The sequence below is a fragment of the Streptomyces sp. NPDC104307 genome, from assembly GCF_055584045.1.
The window spans coordinates 26,850-45,690 of sequence record NZ_JBVJMU010000004.1 but is presented as its reverse complement, the minus strand read 5'-3'; the positions used below and the strand labels follow the sequence as shown (position 1 = coordinate 45,690).

Genomic DNA, 18,841 nt, shown 5'->3' with positions numbered 1-18,841 from the left:
GATGGTGGAGAGGTCGGCGGGTCGGTCGTGGCCGGTGCCGGTGCGGTGTGGGGGGATGGGGGCGCTGGTGCTGCTGGACGAACTTGCGCCGATGGGCGGGACGTTGACGGTGGTGGGTTGGCCGTCGATGTCGATGCGGGCTGCGGGCGGGGTGCCGAGGGTGTTACCCGTGCCGGGGAAGGACTTGTTCGGCTGCCCGCCAGAGGAGGCGACCGGCGAAGTCCGTCCCGGGCTGGTGGTCCCGGCAGGGCCGGCGGAGGAGGGGCGTGCCGGGCCGGTGGTTCCGGAGGTGGATTGGGCCGGGCCTGCGGTTTCCGTGGAGGCGGTCGCCGTGGTGCGCCCCGGGCCGGGGGTTTCCGTAGAGCCGGTGGGGGTGGCCCGTGCCGGGCCGGCGGTTTCGGCGGGTGCTGCGGAAGTGGGCTGAGCCGGGCCCGCGGTTCCGGCAGGGCTGGCTGAGGTGGTGCGCCCCGGACCGGAGGTTCCGGCAGGGGCGGTCGACGTGGTCCGAATCAGGCCCGCCGATTCGGCAGGGGTGGCCGGGGCGGCCGGAGTGGCGCGTCCCGGGCCTGGGGTCCCGGCGGGGCCCGCGGAGGTGGGCCGGGCTGGACCCGCGGACTCGGCCGGGGCAGCCGGGCTGGTGCGGCCCGGGTCGGCGGTCCCCGTAGGGCCGGATGCCGTAGGTCGGGTCGGGCCTGCGGATTCGGCCGGGGCAGCCGGGGTCGCGCGTCCCGGGGCGCCCGTCCCCGTGGGCCCGGACGACGTAGGCCCCGCCGACTCGGCCGGAGCAGCCGGGGCAGCGCGTCCCGGCCCTGGCGTCGTCGAAGGACCCGTCGTCGAGGGCGCCGCTTCCGACGACGGGCCGGACAGGTGGGGCTGTGGGCCCCCGCCCGGGGTCACAGGCGTCGGGTTGGACGTGCCCGTTTCGGCCGGGCCGGCCGAGGTCGTCGTGACCGGGTCGGCGGGCGCGGGCCGGTTCTGCGTGCCCGTCAGGCCCGTCTCGGTTCCGGTCGACCGGGACGGAGGACCGTACGGCGGGAGCGTCAGGGCCTTGGTCAGGAAGTCCGGCAGCGGCACCTTCGTCCCGGAGAGGGGGAGCATCACCGTGGGCTTCGGGGTGCTGGCCGGGGTCGAACCGGTTGGCGTCCCCTTCGGCACCGGCGTAGGGGACGACTTCGCGGCGCCCGCCCGTTTCGGCTGAGGAATCCAGTGGTCGCCGACGACCGAGTCCTGGGCGCCGAGGACCATGCTGATGGCCTCGCTCTCCCAGTCCATCGTGAACTTCTCGTGCGCGGCCGCGTCGGCGAGCACCTGCGTGATGACGTCGAGGCCGAGGTTCGTGGCCGCACCGACCACGGCGTCCGTCACAAACTCGCCCACGGCCCCCGTCTTCGCCAGGGCGGCCGCGAGTCTGGCGAACCAGGGCGCCATGTTCGCCAGAATGTTGCGGACCGCGGAGAGCAGCGCGCCTATCAAGGGCCCCAGCTCGAACAGCAACCCGCCCAGGACCAGGCCGAAGATGTTGGCCAGGGCCGCGACCAGCCGCTGTTTGTTGATCTCGTGGATCGTCTTCTGCAGCTCCTCGGCGTAGACGTGCAGCGACTCGCCGATCTTCCACGCCGCGTCCGCCGAGGTGCTGAGCGACTTGAAGACACCCCGGTCCCCGTCGTGCCAGGCGGCGCGCGCCGCCGTACCCGCCGCGCCCGTCCACCCCACGGCGTTCATGGCGCCGTCCATCGCCTGGGCCCTCTCGTAGAGGGCGTCGCCGAGACGGATCCAGTTGTCACCCAGGTTCACGATGGGAGCCACGTTGAACTGGACCATGCGGGGACCGGCCTTTCAGGAGCGGTGCGCCGCCCGGCACTTCGGTGCCGGGCCGCGACGGCGGGAACGGGAGGGACAGGGGCGTCAGGCGGCCGGGTCGGGGTCCGCGTCCGCCGGATCGTGGACGGTCTGGACGACGACGGCGCCGCTCCTGCGGGAGACGAGCGTGCCGCGGCCGGGCGCCCGCCGTGCCGCCCGCTGGTCACCGAGCAGGACGCCCTCGCGGGGATCGCCGGACAGGATCAGCCCGCCGGCGCCCAGCTCCCGCAGCCGGCCCACGAACGGGTCGGACATCGCCAAGCGCGTCGACCCGCCGATCCGCCGGCCGAGCACCAGATGGAAGCCGATGTCCGCGGCCTGGGCGAGCGAGTCGACGAGCGGGGTGAGCGGGTTGCGGCCGCCGAGACCGGCCCCGGCCACCAGGTCGTAGTCGTCGACGACGAGATAGAGCTCCGGCCCCGACCACCAGCTGCGCTCGCGCAGTTCACGGACGCTGATCCCCGGCGGCGGCATCCGCTCCTGGAGCTTCTCGGCGAGTTGCTCCAGATAGAACGCCGCGGCCTGCGACTCCCCGGCCTGCGCCCCGAGATACTCCTCGGGCACCGCTTCGAGCAGCCCCCTACGGTAGTCGAGGACCATGAAGCGCACGTCCCACGACGAGCGGCGCCGCACCATCGCGCGCATCCACGTCCGCAGGAACTCCGTCTTCCCCGAGCCGGAGTCGCCGAGCACCAGGAAGTGCGGGCCGTCCGCCTCCAGGTTCAGCACGGCGGGCCCGAGATCGGTCTCGCGCAGGCCCACGGGCACGTCGGCGGCGGCCAGACCGGCGCCGTCCGGATAGGTCTGTGCGCAGGCGTGCGCCAGTTCCGCCGGTGTGACGAGTTCACCGAGGACCCGCAGCGGTTCGGCCTCCCGGCCCTTCCAGCCCGTCCACAGATCGTTGACGAGCCGCTGCTGCGCCTTGGCGAGCCCGTCGACGGACGCGAGCCCGTCGGCCCGGGGCAGCGCCGCGTGGAAGGTCAGGCCCGGGGCGATGAGTCCGCGGCCCGGCAGGACGGCCTTGAGCGCGCGGGCGGCGGGCCGGGAGATCTCCGACTCGCCGGGCTCGTTGAGCCGCAGCTCCAGGCGGCCGGTGATGTTGTCGCGCAGGTTGGCCCGGATCTCGTTCCAGCGGTTGGCGCTGAGGAGGAGGTGGATGCCCACGCCCAGGCCGCGGGTGGCGATCTCCAACAGCGTCTCGTCGGCCTCCTCCACGGCACCGCGCAGCGCGCCCCAGTTGTCGACGACCAGGACGATGTCCGCGCCGTTGACACCCTCGGGCAGGGCGCCCTCGGCCCGCATCCGGCGGAAGTCCTCGGCCGTGTCGGCCTTGAGCTCCCGGAACAGCCGCTCGCGCTCCTCCACGTGCCCGCGCACCAGCGACAGGGCCCGGCGCACGTGTGCCTCGTCGTGGCGGGACGCGACCCCGGACACGTGGGGCGCGCCCTCGACCCCCGACAGGCTGCCGCCGCCGAAGTCGACGCAGACGAACTGGAGTTCCTCGGGTGTGTGCACAAGTGTGGCGCTCAGCACGGCCGTACGCAGCAGAGTGCTCTTGCCGGACTGGGGCGCGCCCACCACCGCGATGTGCCCGTGGGCGCCGGCCAGGTCCAGGTGAAGGACCCGCTGTTCCTGCTGGGCGGGCAGGTCGACGACGCCGACCGGGACGGTGAGGCCGCCGCCGTCGGGCCACACCTCGGAGCGCAACCCGCGCCCGGCGTCGATGGCGAGCGGACCCAGGACCGAGTCCAGCTCCACCGCCGGCGGCAGCGGCGGCAGCCACACCTGGTGCACCGGATCGCCGTAGGACATCATCCGCTCCACGGCGACCTGCATCTCCGAGCGCCGGCCCGCCTCGGGCAGCGCGACGGTGGCGGGTGTCTCGATGCCGGTCTCGTCCTCCTCGGACCGGACGTCCTGGGCCGTACGGAAGCCGAAGGGGACGGGGGAGGCCTCCACCGGCCGCGCCGAGGGTGTCTCGGAGGCGTCGTGGTGGGTGCCCGACACATGGGCGACGCGGAAGCGTTCGTACACCGACTCGTCGACCTTGAGATAGGCGGAGCCAGGGATCGACGGCAGCCGGTAGGCGTCGGTCGTGCCGATCACCGCGCGGCTTTCCGCGGCGCTGAACGTCCGCAGGCAGATCCGGTACGACAGATGTGACTCCAGGCCGCGCAGCCGGCCCTCGTCCAGGCGCTGGGTGGCGAGCAGCAGATGCATGCCCAGGCTGCGTCCGACGCGGCCGATCTGGACGAATAGTTCGATGAAGTCCGGTCGCTGGGAGAGGAGTTCACCGAACTCGTCCACCATGATCATGAGGTAGGGCATGGGTTCCAGCGGGCGCCCGTCGGCGTCCGTCGCGCCCTGGGCCTGGAGGATCTGGTACTCGCGGACCGAGTCCACGTTGCCGGCGGCGCGCAGCATCTGCTGGCGGCGTGTCTGTTCACCCTGCAGGGCAGCGCGGACGCGGTCCACCAGGGCCAGGTCGTCGGAGAGGTTGGTGATGAGACCGGCGACGTGGGGCAGTTCGGTGATCCCGGCGAAGGTGGCGCCGCCCTTGAAGTCGACCAGGACGAAGGTGAGTTGCTCGGGGGAGTGGGTCAGCGTCAGCCCCGTCACCAGGGTGCGCAGGAGTTCGCTCTTGCCCGAGCCGGTCGCGCCGACCACCAGGCCGTGCGGGCCGACGCCGCCCAGCGCGGACTCCTTGAGGTCGAGCGTCAGCTGTTCGCCCTCGCCGGTTACGCCGATCGGCAGCCGCAGCAGCGTCTCGTCGTCCGGGGCCCGCCACAGCGAGGGCGGCTCCACCTCCTCCAGGCGTTGAAGACCCAGCATGTCGGGCAGCGAGACGGTGCGGGAGAGCACCTGCTCCCGCTCCCCGGCGAGGCGCAGCGGCGCCAGTGCGCGCGCCGTCTGCTCGCCCAGGCCGGGCGGGCAGACGTCCGCCGTCGCGTCGGTCACGGAGCTGGTCAGGGCCGGTGCGCGGCTCTCCAGCGCGAGCGAGCCGGCCGCGTCGATCCGGGCCCGGACGTCGACCCGGCCGGGCTCCTCGCTCTCCTTGGTGACCGTGACGACGACGTGCAGGCCCGTGGCCGGGCCGGCTTCCGTCAGCAGGTCGGTGACGAGGGGCAGGTTCGCCCAGGGCGCGTCGGGCCGGAAGCCGTCCAGGACGACGACGAGGTGCCGTTCGGCCGCCACCTCACGGCGCAGGATGCTGGAGGCGTGCTCGACGCGTTCGGCGCGGGCCCGTTCGATCCGGGCGGTCAGGACGTCCTCGATGCCCTCGATGTCCCGCGCGATGACCGGGCGGGCGGCGCGGGGGTCCGCGTGCCGGGTGTGCGGCAGCCACTTCACCCAGGACCACGGGGCGTCCTCGGCGGTCAGCGCGACGATCTCCACGTCGTCCGGCGCGTGCAGCACGCCGAGTTGCAGCAGCAGGGCGCCGACGAGCGGGCCGGCGCGCTCGGCGGGACCGTGCACGCTGAGCACCCCGGTCGCCGCGAGGTCGACCCACGCGGGTTCGTGGCCAACCTGGGCGTGGTCGCGCAGCAGCCGGTCCGCGGCGCGCTGCGACTGCGTCTCGAACTCCGCCGTCGGATCGCCCCGCTTGCCGGAGGCGAGCCGCAGCGCGGGCACGCCCTGGCCCTGGCCGAGCCGGAGCCGCAGGAAGTCCTCGTCGGCCGGCCGCCGTTCCCACACCCGGCGCCGCCCGGTGGCCAGCGCCCACAGTCGGCGTGGGCTCGGATGGAGGAAGGCGCTCACGGCCCGCTGCGCCGCGGCGGAGTCACGGGCCTGGGCGCGGATGTCGGTGAGGTACTCGACGTAGCGGTCGCGCTGGCGCAGCCGGGCGACCCGGGTCGACCTCCTGGACTGCGTCCGCACCAGGACGGTCACGGCGACCGACGTGATCACGAAGCCGATCCCGAGGATGATCATCCAGGGGCGGCCGAACGTGACCATGTACGCGGCCATGCTCACGCTGCTGAGCAGCGGCAGCAGCATATAGAGCCAGCTGGACGCCTGCGCCTCCTGGGGTTTCTGGGGCGGCGCGGGCAGGGCGACCTGTTGCTCGGGCACCGAGGGCGGGAAGGTCCGCGCCGGTCGGTGGAAGGCGATCTTGCTCATCAGTTGTAGAAGTCCTCCACGACGGCGGAATCTTGCGGGTCGAGGCCCTCCGGCACGTCCGGTGGCGCCGAGGTGGGCGTCGTCGGGGTGTCGCCCGACAGCGCCTGCGTGGCCTGGTGCTGCAGATCCTTGGCGCCGCCGGAGAGGTTGTCGGCGAAGTCCCGGAACGCCTTCTCCAGGCTGGCCTCGGTCTGGCTGAACGCGGCCGCCACCATGTGCACGGTCCCCGCCATGACGTTGAGGACGCCGTCCTCCGGGTGCTTCTTGCTGCCGAAAAGCTCACCCATCACGCCGTTCCAGCGGTCGATGAACTTCTTCGCCTCCTGCGCGGAGTTGCCCGCCCAGCTCAGCTCCAGGTGGAAGGCGGTGTCGGCGACGGCCTCGATGTGATCGCCCATCCGGTCCGCGAGCGACAGCAACGAGTTGCCGATCTCCTCGACCAGCCGGGGGTCGATCGACAGGACCGACGTGTCGTAGTCGAAGCTCTCAGGCATGGGGTCCTCCCGTCATGCGGTCCCGGAGGCCCGCCTCGGGGTGCGGGACCGTCTCGCCGGTCCGCAGCGAGGCCTCGGGCTGCGCGGCCGTCTGTCCGCCGTGCGGCGCCCCGTCGGTGTGGGTGGCGGGCGGGTGGTCGTTCTGGACGTACCGGGCCTGCGGCGGGTGCCCACCGTGCGAGCCGCCGCCGACGCTGCTGCCACCGCCGCTGTTGTGAAAGTTCTTCTTCTCGGCGTCCAGGTAGTTGTCGTGGGAGACCTGCATGCGGCGCGTCATCTCCTCCAGGAGTTCGTGCAGGTCGGCCGCGGCACGGTCGAACCACTGCATGACCGGTTCGCTGGTGGACTCCGCGGGGCTGCGCCACACACCGGACACCTTCGCGAACTGGGTGCGGATCTGCCCGAGGTCGCCCTCGATGTTCCGGGAGATCCCCCTGACCTTCCGGGTGGCTTCCCCGAGCCTGCCCAGCGCCACCTCGAACTCTCCCTGGCTCATCTTGTGCGAGCCGTCAGCCATTGCCGCCCACCCCATTTCCGTACCGGAGACAAACACGTGTGTTCGCGCTCGGTGTAGACACATGGTTACATGGATCGGAGGGTGTTCTATCGCGACATGTGTGAAGCTCGGCCCGAACACCGGGTGCACGAAGAGGAGCGAGACCGTGGCCATTGGCAAAGGTTCCAAGTACGACCCGCATCCGATGGACGGCGGGGACAATTCGGGGGGTGACAGCACACCGGACCCGGACGCCGGCAAGGATCTGAGCTATCTCATGCCGGACGTCACGGTCGCCTGGGACGCGCCGCCCTCCTTCAACCTGCCGCCCAAGACCGATCAGCCCGAGGGCGCCGCCTCCTCCGAAGTGGTGGACACCGGGCCGCTGTTCGTGGACGCGGGCAGTGTGCGCGCGGCCGAGTCGACCATGCTCGACCTGCTCCGCTCCGCGGCCTTCGACTACCAGATCCTGCGCATCGCGACGCTCGCCATACGCACGGAGGACTTCTTCGGCCCGGCGGAGCGGAAACAGCCGCTCGCCGCGATGAATTCGGGCACCCCCGGCAACAGCAGCGGGGCCAGTTCCATGGCGGACGGGGAGACCGACCCGGAGGGCACCGACGCGGTCGGCGAGATGGGCCGGAAGTTCGGCGAGACCATCAAGCCGGCGATGGAGAAGGCGCTGTGGCAGATGGCCAACTCCCTGACGCTGGCCGGCCAGTACCTCGCCGTCGTCAACCGGGCCGGCCAGATGTACGCGCAGGTCGACCGCAAGGCCACGTTCCCCGAACCGCCGACCGGCCCGGCCAGGGACTGATCCGCACGGCCGCCCGGGCCCGGCTGTGCGCCGGCTCATGAGCGCAGCACCTCCGCCGGCAGGTCCTCGGGCAGGACGAGGGTGAGGTCGTCGGCGTCGGGGGCGGCCAGCTCCGCCACCCGCTGGGCGTGCAGTTCGGTCATCCGCTGGAACACCTGGCGGGCCGTGCGGCCGTTGCCGAACCGCTCGGTCCGCTCCATCGTGTCGAAGCAGGCGGTCAGACCGGTGACGGTGTCCTCCCGCAGGCGGTACTCGTGCAGGTGTGCCTGGTGCTCGACGATGCGCACCAGGTCCGCCGACGCGTAGTCGTCGAAGCTCAGCGTCCGCGTGAAGCGGGACGCGAGGCCCGGGTTCGAGCCGAGAAAGCGGTCCATGTCGTCCGGATAGCCCGCGACGATGACGACGACGTCGTCCCGGTGGTCCTCCATCAGCTTGACCAGCGTGGCCACCGCTTCCTGCCCGAAGTCGGTCGACTGCCCCGGCGGCACCAGCGCGTAGGCCTCGTCGATGAAGAGCACGCCGCCCAGGGCGCGCCGGAAGACGGCCGTCGTGCGCGGCGCGGTGTGCCCGACGTACTCGCCCACGAGCGCCGCGCGGTCGGCCTCGACGAGGCGGCCGTGGGACAGCATGCCGAGCGCGGCCAGGATGCGGCCGTACAGACGGGCCACGGTCGTCTTGCCCGTGCCGGGGTTCCCCGCGAAGACGAGGTGGCGGCTGAGCGGCGGCGGCTGCAGGCCCGCCTCCTGGCGCTGCTTGACCATGCGCATCACCTTGGCGAGGGAGACGACCTCCTGCTTGACGCGCTCCAGGCCCACCAGCTGGTCCAGTTCGGCCAGCAGCTCCGCCAGCGACTCCGCGGCGCCAGGGGCCTCCTCCCGCGTCCGCTCGCCGCAGGGTGCCGCGCCGCTGCCGAGGACGGCGGGCTCCCGCCCGGCGGTGGCTCCGGCGTCCGTCGGCAGCGTCGTGACAGCGACGTTCTCGGTGCGGCAGCGCTCGAACACCGGCTCGCCGTCGGCGTGCGCGGAGAGGTCCTCCTGGGTGTCGCGCACCAGCAGGTCCCGGAAGACCGGTGTCGCCTGCGCCCCCACGTAAACGGCCGGGTACCGGGTGTCGGTGACCGTGCAGCGCTCGAACACCCCGGCCGCCCCGCCATGGGCGTAGACACCGTTCTTGGCGGTGCCGCCGACCTGCGTGGCGAACACCCGGGGCCGCGCCCCGGTCCACACCACCAGGCCACTGCCCTGTACGTCGCTGATCGCGGTGGAGTCGATCCAGCCCTCGCTGTCCTGCTCGAAGGAGATGCCCGAGGTCCCGCACTCCTCGACGACGCACCCCGTCAGGGTCGCGCCGGTGCCCGGGCCGATCTCCACCCCGGTGGTCCGGACCGACCGGATCTCGCAGGTGTCCAGGAGTGGGCGGTGCCGGGTCCGCAGCCGGACGCCGGTGGCGCACGCGGAGACGGTGCAGCGGCGCAGCACCGTGTCGCCGTCCTCGACGTCCACGCCGGACAGTCCGGCCCGCTCGATGCGGGTGTCAAGCGCCGTCAGATGTGCGCCGTGCTCCACCCGGATACCGTGCTGGTCGCTGTCGAGCACGGCACACGTGTGCAGCTCCGCGCGGCCGCCGCCCTGCAGGTGCACCGCGCTGTAGGCGGTGGCGGACAGCTCGCAGTCGATCAGCACGGTGGAGGAACTCGCGCTCCCGTACAGGCCGTTGGCGCCTGCCCGGGTGAAGACACAGCCGCTCGCGCGGACCTCCGCGCGGTCCGCGACGGCCAGCGCCGTGCCCGGCAGGTCGACGGCTCTCACTCGGTCGAGGACGAGGGTGGCACCGTCCGTGACGTGCAGCGCGGCCGCGCCGGTCGCCGTGAGGTGACAGTCGCTCAGCCGGGCCTCGGCCTCCCCGGCCAGGTACACGCCCTCGCGGCCGGTGCGAAGGATCTCGCACCGTTCGAGGCGGATGCGGTGGTCCGCGCGGCCGCCCGCCGATCCGGCCGCGTCGGCCCCGGCCACCGGATCGGCCGCCCGGGCGGGGGCGTCGCCGTGGAGGCCGTGGGTGCCCGCGCCGTGCAGCCGGCAGCCGCGCAGCAGCAACCGCGCCGGGCCGAGGACCCGCACCGCCTCCTCGGCGCACTCGCCCAGGAAACAGTCCTCGGCCGTGACCGCCGACGTCCCCGTCGCCGCCAGGGCGCAGCCGGCCGACCCGGTGACACGTGTGCCGCGCAGTGCGGCCCGGGCCCCGTCGTCGACGTGCACACCGTGCCGGCCGGCCGCTGTGAGCGTGCAGTCGGTGAGCGCGGCCACGGCGGTACCGGTGACCCGGACGCCGTCGCCGGGCACGTCCTGCACGACGCACTCGCGCAGGGCGGCATGCGCGTCGTGCCCGATCTCCACCGCCCCGGCCGTCACCGTGCACGCCTCGACCTGCGCGTCACCGCCCCGGACCAGCAGTGCGGGCCCGCCGCCACCGCCCACGAGGTCGAGGTGGCGCAGGGTCGGTGCCCCGCCGCCGACGGTCACCGCGGCCCCTCGCACAGGCGCGATCCGCACCGTGCCCGGCCCCTTGGCGGCGGTCAGCGTCACGTCGCGGTCAAGCACCAGGGACTCCTGGTAGACCCCGGGTTGCAGGGAGACCACGGCCCCGTCGGCGGCGGCCCGCACAGCGGCGGCAACCGTCCGATGGGTCCCCCATCCCCGCTCGGCGACCCGCACGACACTGTGCTTCACGCCGGACTCCGCCCCGCACCCGTCGCCGCCCCGCTCACAACCCCGCCCCCAGATCCAGCAGATCCCCGAAGAGGCCGAAGACGCCCAGGGCGAGGGGGACGCTGACGATGGACAGGAACAGGCCCAGCGTGCTCATCCAGCCCGGGCGCTCGGTGACGCGGTCGGGGCTGCCGAAGACGCGTGCCAGGCCCAGGCCCAGGGCCGCCAGGGCCGCCAGGACCAGGGCCGCGGGGCCGGACCAGTACGGGGCGCCGAAGGACGCGGGGGCGAGGGCCAGGCACGCGGCGAGGCCGCTCACCCCCGCGGCCACCTGCGGCAGCACGGCGCCCAGCGCGGTGAGCAGCCCGGCGCGCAGCAGCAGCGCCAGGCTCAGGCAGGCGCAGAGCGCCACCGGCCACGCGTCGTCCGCGGCGGCGAGCAGCACCAGCGCCGGGATCTGGACGACGGCGCACAGGACGGTCACCCCGGTCAGCAACCGGCGTGCCTGCCGGGCCAGTTCGGTCACGTCCGCGCTGCGCCCGGCCGCGTCGTCGCCGGCCGCGTCCGGTGTCCCGCCCGCCAGGGCGACGAGGTGGCCGGTGGCGGTGGGCGCCACGGCGAGGAGGCCGAGGAGCAGCACGGCGACGACGGCCGCGCTCTGCGTCAGGTCCGCGTCGGCCAGGCCGAGCCCCGCCGCCGCCGGGAGGAAGAGGCAGGACAGGGCGAGGACGGCCAGGGGCAGCAGGTGCGGCACCGCGAGGCGGGCGACGCCGGAGCCCAGGACGAGGCCCATGCCAGTCGCCACCAGCGCCGTGGACAGGTGCTCGCGCGCCGGCGGCACCGAGAGCGCGGCCGTCGCGTAGAGCGGCACCGCCGACAGCGCCATGGTCAGGCGGACGCCGGCCGGCAGGGTCCACTGCCGCCGGGTGGCGTGCGCGGCCAGCAGCGCCAGACAGGAGCCGGCCAGCAATGCCCCGATGCCACCGGCCGGTTGCGCCGGGCCGTGGGCGATCAGGACCGCGAAACCGGCCGCCAGCGCGGCGACCGCGCCCAGCAGCAGGGTGTGGGCCCGGGACGCGGCGTCCCAGGCCGGCCCCGACCGGCTGACCTCGTCGACCTGTTCCTCCAGGTCACTGACCTGGGCCTCGTCGAACTCCCCCGCGGCGGCGTCCTGGAGGTAGAGGGTCGCGCCGTCCACGACCCCCGCCTCGGCGAGCGTCGACTCCGGCGGGAAGGGCCGGGCCCCCGGCAGCGCGAGGGACCAGACGGGTGGGAACGTGTCGTCGGTGGTCTCCTGGCCGCACGCGCGCAACAACGTCGGGGTGTACTCGGCGATCGTCGCGTACACCGGCACCGACAGGTCGACTCTGCGCCGCGTCCCCACGATCGTGACGTGACAACGGTCGTCTTCCACAGGCGTTTCCTTCTGGTCGACTCGTAGTGGACCGTGCGTCCGGACGGCGGCGCGCGGCCGCCGTCCCTCACAGGTGTTCCGTCAGCCCGGCGAACCGGGCCTGCAGGGCGGCCGCGGCCGCCCCGTGCGCGTCCCGTACGGCGGCCAGGACGCTGTCCGCGAGGGCCTCGGTGTTCTCCGGGTCGGCGGCCACCGGGGAGATCCTCAGGGTGTGCAGCCGGCCGGTCGCGGTCACCGTCGCCCGGACCAGACCGCCGTCGGCGACCCCGGTGAACTTGGTTTCCTGAGGCGCCTGTTGCGCGGCGAGAATGCCTTCCGTCAGCTTTCCGGCCTGCTCCAGGAGCGCCTCGAGGTCCGGCATCCCGTGCTCGTTCTGTCCGTGTGCACCGGTCATGTCAGCCCATGCCCCACTTCTGGTTCGGCGTTCCCGCGCAGGTGTAGAGCTGCAGCCGGGCGCCGTCGGAGGTCCGCTTGTCGCGGACGTCCACGCACTTGCCCACGGGTGTGTTCACGAGGTCGTAGGACTTGTTGAGGGTGAACTTCTGTGCCGCGCTCCCCGTGCAGGAGGCCAGCACGATGGGCGTGCCGTCGGCCGTCGAACCGCCGGAGAGCTGCATGCACTTGCCCAGCGTCCGCACGGTGCCGTCGGAGTAGAACGTCCACTTCTGCCAGCTGTCGTTGGAGCAGTCCCAGATCTGCAGCGGCGTACCGCTCGCGCTGCTGCCGTCCAGGACGTCGATGCACCGGTGCGACTGGAAGCCCGCGATGCGGCCGCTCCTGACCACCTGGAGCTGCGACTTGGCCTTGGCCTTGGGGTGCGGTGCGGCGGTCGGCGCGCTCCCGCTGTGCCCCGAACCGGAGGTGGTCCTGCTGCCGCTGTCGGAGCTGCCCTTGCTCGCGCCGGAGCCGCTTTCGCCGCCGCCTGCGGGGGCGGCGACGGACCCGCCGCCTGGGATGTCCTGCCCTGCCGGGAGCGGGGCCGTGCCGCCGCCCGACGTCACCGACTTCGACCCGTGTTCCGGCGCCGCGGACCCGGGCGTCCTGGGGCGGACGGCATCGGCCTGGGTCTCCGTGTCGCCCTTGCTGGCCTGGGCCGACGCGGCGGTCTGCCGGGCGGCCCGGTGCTCGTCCTTGTCCCCCATCGTGGACATCATGCCGATGCCGACCGTGCCCGCCGCGATGAGCACGACCACGGCCACCACGACGAACAGCCGCGAGAACACGTGCGGTCTGTCCCGCTCACCCACCCTGCGGGCGCTCGCGGCGAAACTGCTCGCGAAACCGGGCAGACCGGGCCCGCGCACCTTCTTGGACTCTGGATCCCCCATGACCGATTCCCTTCGCGCCACCCACATGTGTCAACACGTATGTTTCAATCCTAGCCGCTCCAGCACACCTGTTTTCACCCATCGGGTGTGACAGTCAGGTATCTTTGCCGGGCAGTACCGTGCAAGACACCTAGTGTGTCCTGGGCGCACCTACGACGGAAGGTCTCTCACTGTGTCGGTATCCCGGGACGGAGTCGTCTACCAGCTTCTTCCGTCCGATCTCAACGACGCGGCCCGTTCGTGTTCCACCACCGCGCAGTCCGTCGCCGAACGGCTGGACGCGCTCAGGAAGTACGTGGTGAGCCTGGACGACTTCTGGAAGGGCCCGGCGGCGACGCAGTTCGGGCACCTGATGGCCGACTACGACGCGAACGCCGCCAAGCTCCACCAGGCGCTCACCGCGATCTCCGAAGGTCTGAGCGGTACGCACCACAACTACGTCGACGCGGAGACGGCGGCATCGCACAACGTCTCCAAGATCCAGCTCCCGCCGCCCCGGTGGTAGTGGGGCGCAACGAACGGGAGAGATGACATGCCTGACTTCGAGGGCTCGTCGCTGCTGGTCCACGGCGACCTGCAGGACGCCGGACGCGTGATCAACGAGACGGTGCGGCTGCTCGACGAGGAGCTGGAGGACCTGCGGACGAAGCTCCAGCCGCTGATCCAGACCTGGGCCGCGCAGTCGGCGGACGAGTACCAAACGCACATGCACCACTGGGACCAGGCCGCGGTCGCGCTGTACGGGGACGAGGCCCAGGGCGGGGTGCTCGGCACGATCGCCGCGATGATGCACATCAACTGGACCAACTACGCGGACGCGGAGGCGGCGAACCTGAAGACGTGGACCACGTCCCACTGAGCGTGTTCCACCCCGGCCCCCGCCCCCGCCCCCGCCCGCACCCGGGCGGGGGCATGGAGCGGTCGCCCTCATGTCGGGGAAGATCATGAGGGCGACCGCTCCTGCCTGCGGCCGGACCAGCCAGTGAACACTCCGGTCGCAGGAGGCCCTCTCCAGCACAACGGGATCGGCCCCGCCGCGGGTTCACGCTCCCGGCCGGATCAGCTCCGCGCTCGCGCGGTCCCAGTCGGCCGAGGCGAGTTCCGCACCGGCGGACACGAGCTCGTAGGTGTACTCCAGCCAGTGCGCCAGCGGCGGCACGGGCAGCTCGAACAGGGCGGCCATGTCCCCGGAGGCCAGCTGCAGCCGCGCGATGGCCGCGTCCCGCGCCGCGTACGCCGGCCAGATCTGTACATCGCCGAGACCGCTCGCCGAGTACAGCCCCTGCCGCAGCAGGTCGCGGCCGATCCGCCACGACACCCGGGGGCCGTCCTCGACGAGGAACTCCACGCGGATGGTCAGGGGCGACGCGGGATCGAACCCGAACTCCGCCCTGACCGCCTGCCGGGCCGTGACGCCCAGTACCCGCTCGATGTCCAGGACCAGCTCGGGGCTGCGGTCGTACGGCGCCGTCCTGGGAGCCTGGACACCGGGATGGTTGCCGCTCATGACGAGAGGCCCTTCTGTGGGGCGGAAGCTGACCCGACCCACTCTCGTCGCCGCGCGATCGTCGTACATAAGTAAGTTGACCGTCGTACTGCATCGGCTTCGACGGCGCGTGCGGTCGGCGGCGCCGCGAAACAGGGCTCCCGCCCGCCCCGGACCGCCCTGCGCGCCGGGCCGGCGCCCCTCGTGCGGGCCGGTCGGCCGCCGACATTAAGTCATTCGACTGTCGCCCCTGACCTGCGCCTCGACGATGCTGAGACGGTCGCCCGCGTGCCGGTGCCGAATGAAGGTCGTCATGCCCGGAGGAGCCAACCGTGAACCGTACGCCCGTCGTCTTCATCCATGGTGAGTGGCTGCACGCGCTCTCCTGGGAGTCATGGGCCGAGCGCTTCGCCGGCCGTGGGTTCCTCGTCCTCACCCCCGGCTGGCCGGGGGAGGCGCCCGGCGCCGCGGAGATGCGCCGCTCGCCCGCAGCCTTCGGCGACCTGGGTCTGGACGCGCTGACGGACCACTACGCGGGGATCGTGCGCTCTTTCGACACGGCGCCGGTCCTCGTCGGGCACGCGGTCGGCGGCCTCATCGCCCAGCATTTGATCGGCGTCGACCTCGGCCGGGCCGCCGTGGCCATCGCGCCCGCCCCCGTCAACGGCATCGTGCTCCCCGGCGACCGGCCCGGACCGTGGCCCGGGAAGGAGGACGGCGACGGCCCGAGGGTGCCGCTCTCCCCGGAGCGGTTCCGCGCGCTCTTCGCGAACACCCTCGACGCGGCGCAGGCCGAGCGGCTCTTCGACCGGTACGTGGTGCCCGCCCCTCGCCGTCTCCTCACGGAGCTGGGCGGCACGGGCGCGGGGCGCGGCCCGTCCGCCGAGGCGGACACGGCCAACACCGGCAGGGGACCGCTGCTGCTCGTCTCCGGCCAGGAGGACCTGATCGTCCCGGACTCCGTCACCCGGGCCGCGTACAAAGCCTACGGCGACTCCACGGCCACGACGGAGCTCAAGCAGTTCGCGGACCGCGCGCACTCCCTCGTCGTGGACAACGGCTGGCGCTACGTCGCCGATCATGTGCTCGGCTGGCTCGACGACCACGGCGTGCGGGCCCACCCGCGCGAAGGCTGACCGGCACGGTCACACGTTCTGCTCGCCCGGGACCTTGGCGAGGGCGTCGCGCAGTGCGGCGCGGGAGGTGATGCCGAGCTTGGGGAAGACCCGGTACAGGTGGGAGCTGACGGTGCGGGGCGAGAGGTGCATCCGCTGGCCGATCTCCTTGTTGGTCAGCCCGCCAGCCGCGAGATCGGCGATCCGGCGCTCCTGCCAGGTCAGGGCGGTGAGGTCGGCCGAGGGCGTGAGCGGGGAGGCGCCGGTGGCGAGTAGCTCGGCCCGGGCGCGCTCGGTCCAGGCGGGTGTCCCGAGCCGCTCGAAGGTCTCCGCGGCGAGGGTGAGCGGCAGCCGGGCGGCCTTGCGGCCCCGGGTGTGGCGGAGCCGGATGCCGTGCGCGAGATGGATGCGGGCGAGCTCGTAGGGGTGGTCGGCGGCGTGCGGATGGGTCTCGGCGCGGTGGTACAAGGTCTCGGCCTCGGCGGGGGCGGCGGTGGTCATGGCGAGGGCGCCGTAGGTGATCAGGGCGAGGCGGGGGGACAGGTCGGGGAGGCGGGCCGCATCGGCCGCGAGGGCGTGGGTGCGGGCCACCTCGGCCCGCCCGGTGTGCAGGGCCGCCTCGACGAGGTCGAGGAGGGTGCGCGGGGCCTGATGGGCGTAGGCCTTGAAGGTTCCAGGGGGTGTGATGCCGATCGCGTGCAGGTAGGCGGCCTCGAAGTCGCCCTCGGTGAGGGCCGCGGTGGTGCCGATGGAGTCGGTGATCTGGGTGAGGAAGCCGACGCCGCGCGGGCGGGCCCAGGCGTCGACCATGGCCTGCAGCTCCCGGGCCCGCTCGACGTCGCCCCGCAGCGCGGCGATCTGCCCCAGATAGGCGTGGGTGTGATGGGTGAACAGATCGTGCTGGTGGGCCGCCGTAAGCTTCAGACACCGCTCGCCGGTGCGCTGGGCCTCGTCCCATTCACCGGCCGCGATCTGGCCGAGCATGATCAGGTGCAACATGGTCATGCCGTTGGCCAGGGCACCTGTCTCCACCTCGCGGTCCACGGCGCGCTGTAGTTGAGGCCGGTACCGGCTGAGGGTGTCCACGTGGTAAGCGGCGGATCCCAGCCGGCTGAGCTCCCACGGTTTGCGGTCGGTGAGGCCGGCGAAGGCGCGCTCCACCCGCTCGTGCACACCGGCGCCGCGGAGCACCACGTCGCCCCAGGCGTCCTGGTAGATCCGCGACTGCGGGGGCACCAGGTCGCCCAGGCCATCGAGGAGTTCATGGGTGCGCTGCCAGGCGGCCTCGTCGCTCGCGTACTGGCTGATGGCCAGCAGCAGGTCGACGAGCCGGGTGAGGACGACGTCCGGCTCGCGCACCCCCGCCTCGCGCATGTTCTCGATCGCCGCGCGGACCTGGCGGTGCGAGGAGCGGACGTCGCCGTCCTCGAAGAGCGCGACGTACCCCGAGGTGACCACCGAGCTCGGTGACGCGCCGGGGCCGGAGCCACTGCCCGAGCGGATCAGCTGGCGGGCCTGGTCGAGGCGGCCGGAGTGGCCGGCGGTGTACGCCGCGCTGCCCAGGCGCCGGGAGCGTGCCTCGTGGCTCTCGCTCAGCTCCGCGGCCCGGGTCAGCCAGGCGACGGCGGCCTGCGCGCCGCCCCGCACCGTGGCGGAGTCGGCGGCCGCTTCGAGCACGGCGGCGACCTCCTCGTCGGGGTCGATCGTCGAGGCGGCCAGGTGGGTGGCGCGGCGTTCCAGATCGTCCCGGTGCACCTGCGCGAGCAGGGCGTGGGCCGCCCGCCGTTCGTTGGGCGTCGCCGCCTGGACGACGGTCGAGCGCACCAGGGGGTGCCGGAAGACGAAGTCGCCGGTGAGCGGATCGACGTCCAACAAGCCGCAGTCCGCGGCCTCGTCGGCCCCGGTCATGCGGTAGCGGGTGCCTCGTGCGCGGCCGGCGCTCGCACCGGCACCGTCCAGCGCGCCGCGCAGCAGCTCCGCGCGCACCCCCTTGTCGAGGGCCTGGATCCGGTCGCCGTACACGTGCTGCAGGCGCACGGGGAGCGGGATGCCGGTGTAGCCGAGCAGCTCCTCGGAGGTGTGTCCGGCCCGCCGTACATACGGCGGCAGTTCGAGCAGGGCGAGCGGGTTGCCCTGCGCCTCGTCGAGGACCAGGCGGCGGATGCGGGGGGCGAGGTCCGGGTGGCGGGCGTCGAGGAGCTGCTCGGAGGCCTTCTCCGACAGCGTGGTTACCGGCAGCGCCGGCAGCGCGGCGGTGTCGAAACCCGAGCGCAGGTCGGAGCGGAGCACGACGACGAGCTTCACCGAGCTGCCGGTGAGCCGGCGGCCCACGAAGCCGCACACCTCGGTGCTGGAGGCGTCCATCCACTGGCCGTCGTCGAGGACGAGCAGCAGCGGCTGGGCCGACGCCGCGAGGGAAAGCAGGTCGAGCACGGCGATGCCGAGGGTCATGACCGAGGGGGGCGTTCCCTGGCTCTGGCCGAAGACGACGTCGAAGACGGTGCGGTGCACGTCGTCGAGGCGGTCGATGGAGGACAGCAGCGGATACAGGAACTGGTGCAGTCCGGCGAACGGCAGCGCCGACTCGGCCTCGACCCCGGCGGCCCGGATGACCCGGTACTCCTGGGCCGTTGCGAGGCCTGCCACATGTTCCAGCAGGGCGCTCTTGCCCACACCTGTGTCACCGCGCAGGACGAGGGACCGGCCCCCGCTGTCGGCCACGAACGCCGACAGCACCTCCTGCTCGCTCTCGCGGCCGATCATTGTCCCCCCGAGCGACTCCACAATCCCCACTCCCTTCACCGCCGAAATCAGCCTCTGCCCAGGCGCTTTCGCGTCCGCGCCGAAGGGCCCACCGGGCGTCGAGGCGAGGGCCGTGTGTGCGGTGTGTTTCTTCGCCGGAGGACGGCCGTGCCCGTGACCTGCCCTGCGCGGCCCACCCCACCTCACGCAGCAGACTAAAGGGCGGGGGGTATTTCGTCACCTCGTATGGCCGAAAAAGTTC

At 73.0% G+C, this 18,841-nt stretch carries 13 protein-coding genes and 1 pseudogene; 4 read left to right on the top strand and 10 right to left on the bottom strand.

Annotation, left to right across the window (positions count from 1 at the left end; all coding sequences use genetic code 11):
* The 4 genes and pseudogenes from ACZ601_RS13035 to ACZ601_RS13020 form a co-directional block, all read right to left on the bottom strand.
* A pseudogene (locus ACZ601_RS13035) lies at positions 1-1,821 on the bottom strand (hypothetical protein); the annotation flags it as partial.
* Between the two features lie 84 nt (positions 1,822-1,905).
* Positions 1,906-5,982 (bottom strand): type VII secretion protein EccCa, encoded by a 4,077-nt coding sequence (gene eccCa, locus ACZ601_RS13030; protein ID WP_469536607.1) that lies wholly within the window; start codon positions 5,980-5,982, stop codon positions 1,906-1,908.
* A complete protein-coding gene (locus tag ACZ601_RS13025) occupies positions 5,982-6,476 on the bottom strand; it encodes a hypothetical protein (protein ID WP_469536604.1) in 495 nt (164 codons plus the stop codon). Before ACZ601_RS13025 ends, eccCa begins: the two co-directional genes overlap by 1 nt.
* Positions 6,469-6,993, bottom strand: a complete 525-nt coding sequence (locus ACZ601_RS13020; RefSeq protein WP_469536602.1) for a WXG100 family type VII secretion target — start codon at positions 6,991-6,993, stop codon at positions 6,469-6,471. The genes ACZ601_RS13025 and ACZ601_RS13020 overlap by 8 nt, the downstream gene beginning before the upstream one ends.
* A 145-nt stretch (positions 6,994-7,138) precedes the next feature.
* Here ACZ601_RS13020 and ACZ601_RS13015 point away from each other — a divergent pair, with 145 nt between their 5' ends.
* Positions 7,139-7,789: a hypothetical protein gene (locus tag ACZ601_RS13015; protein WP_469536599.1), complete on the top strand. Its 651-nt coding sequence runs from the start codon at positions 7,139-7,141 to the stop codon at positions 7,787-7,789.
* Positions 7,790-7,824: 35 nt separating this feature from the next.
* Here the strand turns inward: ACZ601_RS13015 and ACZ601_RS13010 are convergent, their stop codons facing one another.
* From ACZ601_RS13010 to ACZ601_RS12995, 4 genes are all read right to left on the bottom strand, one after another.
* The gene (locus ACZ601_RS13010) at positions 7,825-10,515 is read right to left on the bottom strand and encodes a right-handed parallel beta-helix repeat-containing protein (RefSeq protein WP_469536597.1); all 2,691 of its coding nucleotides are present in this window, start codon (positions 10,513-10,515) and stop codon (positions 7,825-7,827) included.
* 34 nt (positions 10,516-10,549) lie between these two features.
* Positions 10,550-11,908 carry a type VII secretion integral membrane protein EccD gene (gene eccD, locus ACZ601_RS13005; RefSeq protein WP_469536595.1) on the bottom strand — a complete coding sequence of 453 codons (1,359 nt, stop codon included), beginning with the start codon at positions 11,906-11,908 and terminating at the stop codon, positions 10,550-10,552.
* Between the two features lie 67 nt (positions 11,909-11,975).
* Positions 11,976-12,269, bottom strand: a complete 294-nt coding sequence (locus ACZ601_RS13000; protein ID WP_469536593.1) for a YbaB/EbfC family nucleoid-associated protein — start codon at positions 12,267-12,269, stop codon at positions 11,976-11,978.
* A gap of 34 nt (positions 12,270-12,303) precedes the next feature.
* Entirely contained in the window at positions 12,304-13,236 is a 933-nt protein-coding gene (locus ACZ601_RS12995) for a ricin-type beta-trefoil lectin domain protein (RefSeq protein WP_469536591.1), read from the bottom strand.
* A gap of 172 nt (positions 13,237-13,408) precedes the next feature.
* Between ACZ601_RS12995 and ACZ601_RS12990 the strand changes: the two genes are divergently transcribed.
* Positions 13,409-13,741 (top strand): WXG100 family type VII secretion target, encoded by a 333-nt coding sequence (locus ACZ601_RS12990; RefSeq protein ID WP_469536588.1) that lies wholly within the window; start codon positions 13,409-13,411, stop codon positions 13,739-13,741.
* Positions 13,742-13,768: 27 nt separating this feature from the next.
* A complete protein-coding gene (locus ACZ601_RS12985; protein WP_469536586.1) occupies positions 13,769-14,095 on the top strand; it encodes a WXG100 family type VII secretion target in 327 nt (108 codons plus the stop codon).
* A gap of 183 nt (positions 14,096-14,278) precedes the next feature.
* Here the strand turns inward: ACZ601_RS12985 and ACZ601_RS12980 are convergent, their stop codons facing one another.
* Positions 14,279-14,743 carry an SsgA family sporulation/cell division regulator gene (locus ACZ601_RS12980; protein ID WP_469536584.1) on the bottom strand — a complete coding sequence of 155 codons (465 nt, stop codon included), beginning with the start codon at positions 14,741-14,743 and terminating at the stop codon, positions 14,279-14,281.
* Between the two features lie 311 nt (positions 14,744-15,054).
* Between ACZ601_RS12980 and ACZ601_RS12975 the strand changes: the two genes are divergently transcribed.
* Positions 15,055-15,858, top strand: a complete 804-nt coding sequence (locus ACZ601_RS12975; protein ID WP_469536582.1) for an alpha/beta hydrolase — start codon at positions 15,055-15,057, stop codon at positions 15,856-15,858.
* 9 nt (positions 15,859-15,867) lie between these two features.
* Here ACZ601_RS12975 and ACZ601_RS12970 read toward each other — a convergent pair whose 3' ends face one another.
* The gene (locus ACZ601_RS12970; RefSeq protein WP_469537583.1) at positions 15,868-18,600 is read right to left on the bottom strand and encodes a helix-turn-helix transcriptional regulator; all 2,733 of its coding nucleotides are present in this window, start codon (positions 18,598-18,600) and stop codon (positions 15,868-15,870) included.
* Positions 18,601-18,841: the final 241 nt, after the last annotated feature.

Coding starts and splice junctions, on each gene's coding strand:
- ACZ601_RS13025 (WP_469536604.1), bottom strand. CDS start 6,476: ATGCCTGAGAGCTTCGACTACGACACGTCGGTCCTGTCGATCGACCCC.
- ACZ601_RS12970 (WP_469537583.1), bottom strand. CDS start 18,600: ATGATCGGCCGCGAGAGCGAGCAGGAGGTGCTGTCGGCGTTCGTGGCC.
- ACZ601_RS12995 (WP_469536591.1), bottom strand. CDS start 13,236: ATGGGGGATCCAGAGTCCAAGAAGGTGCGCGGGCCCGGTCTGCCCGGT.
- ACZ601_RS12985 (WP_469536586.1), top strand. CDS start 13,769: ATGCCTGACTTCGAGGGCTCGTCGCTGCTGGTCCACGGCGACCTGCAG.
- ACZ601_RS13000 (WP_469536593.1), bottom strand. CDS start 12,269: ATGCCGGACCTCGAGGCGCTCCTGGAGCAGGCCGGAAAGCTGACGGAA.
- eccCa (WP_469536607.1), bottom strand. CDS start 5,982: ATGAGCAAGATCGCCTTCCACCGACCGGCGCGGACCTTCCCGCCCTCG.
- ACZ601_RS12980 (WP_469536584.1), bottom strand. CDS start 14,743: ATGAGCGGCAACCATCCCGGTGTCCAGGCTCCCAGGACGGCGCCGTAC.
- ACZ601_RS13020 (WP_469536602.1), bottom strand. CDS start 6,993: ATGGCTGACGGCTCGCACAAGATGAGCCAGGGAGAGTTCGAGGTGGCG.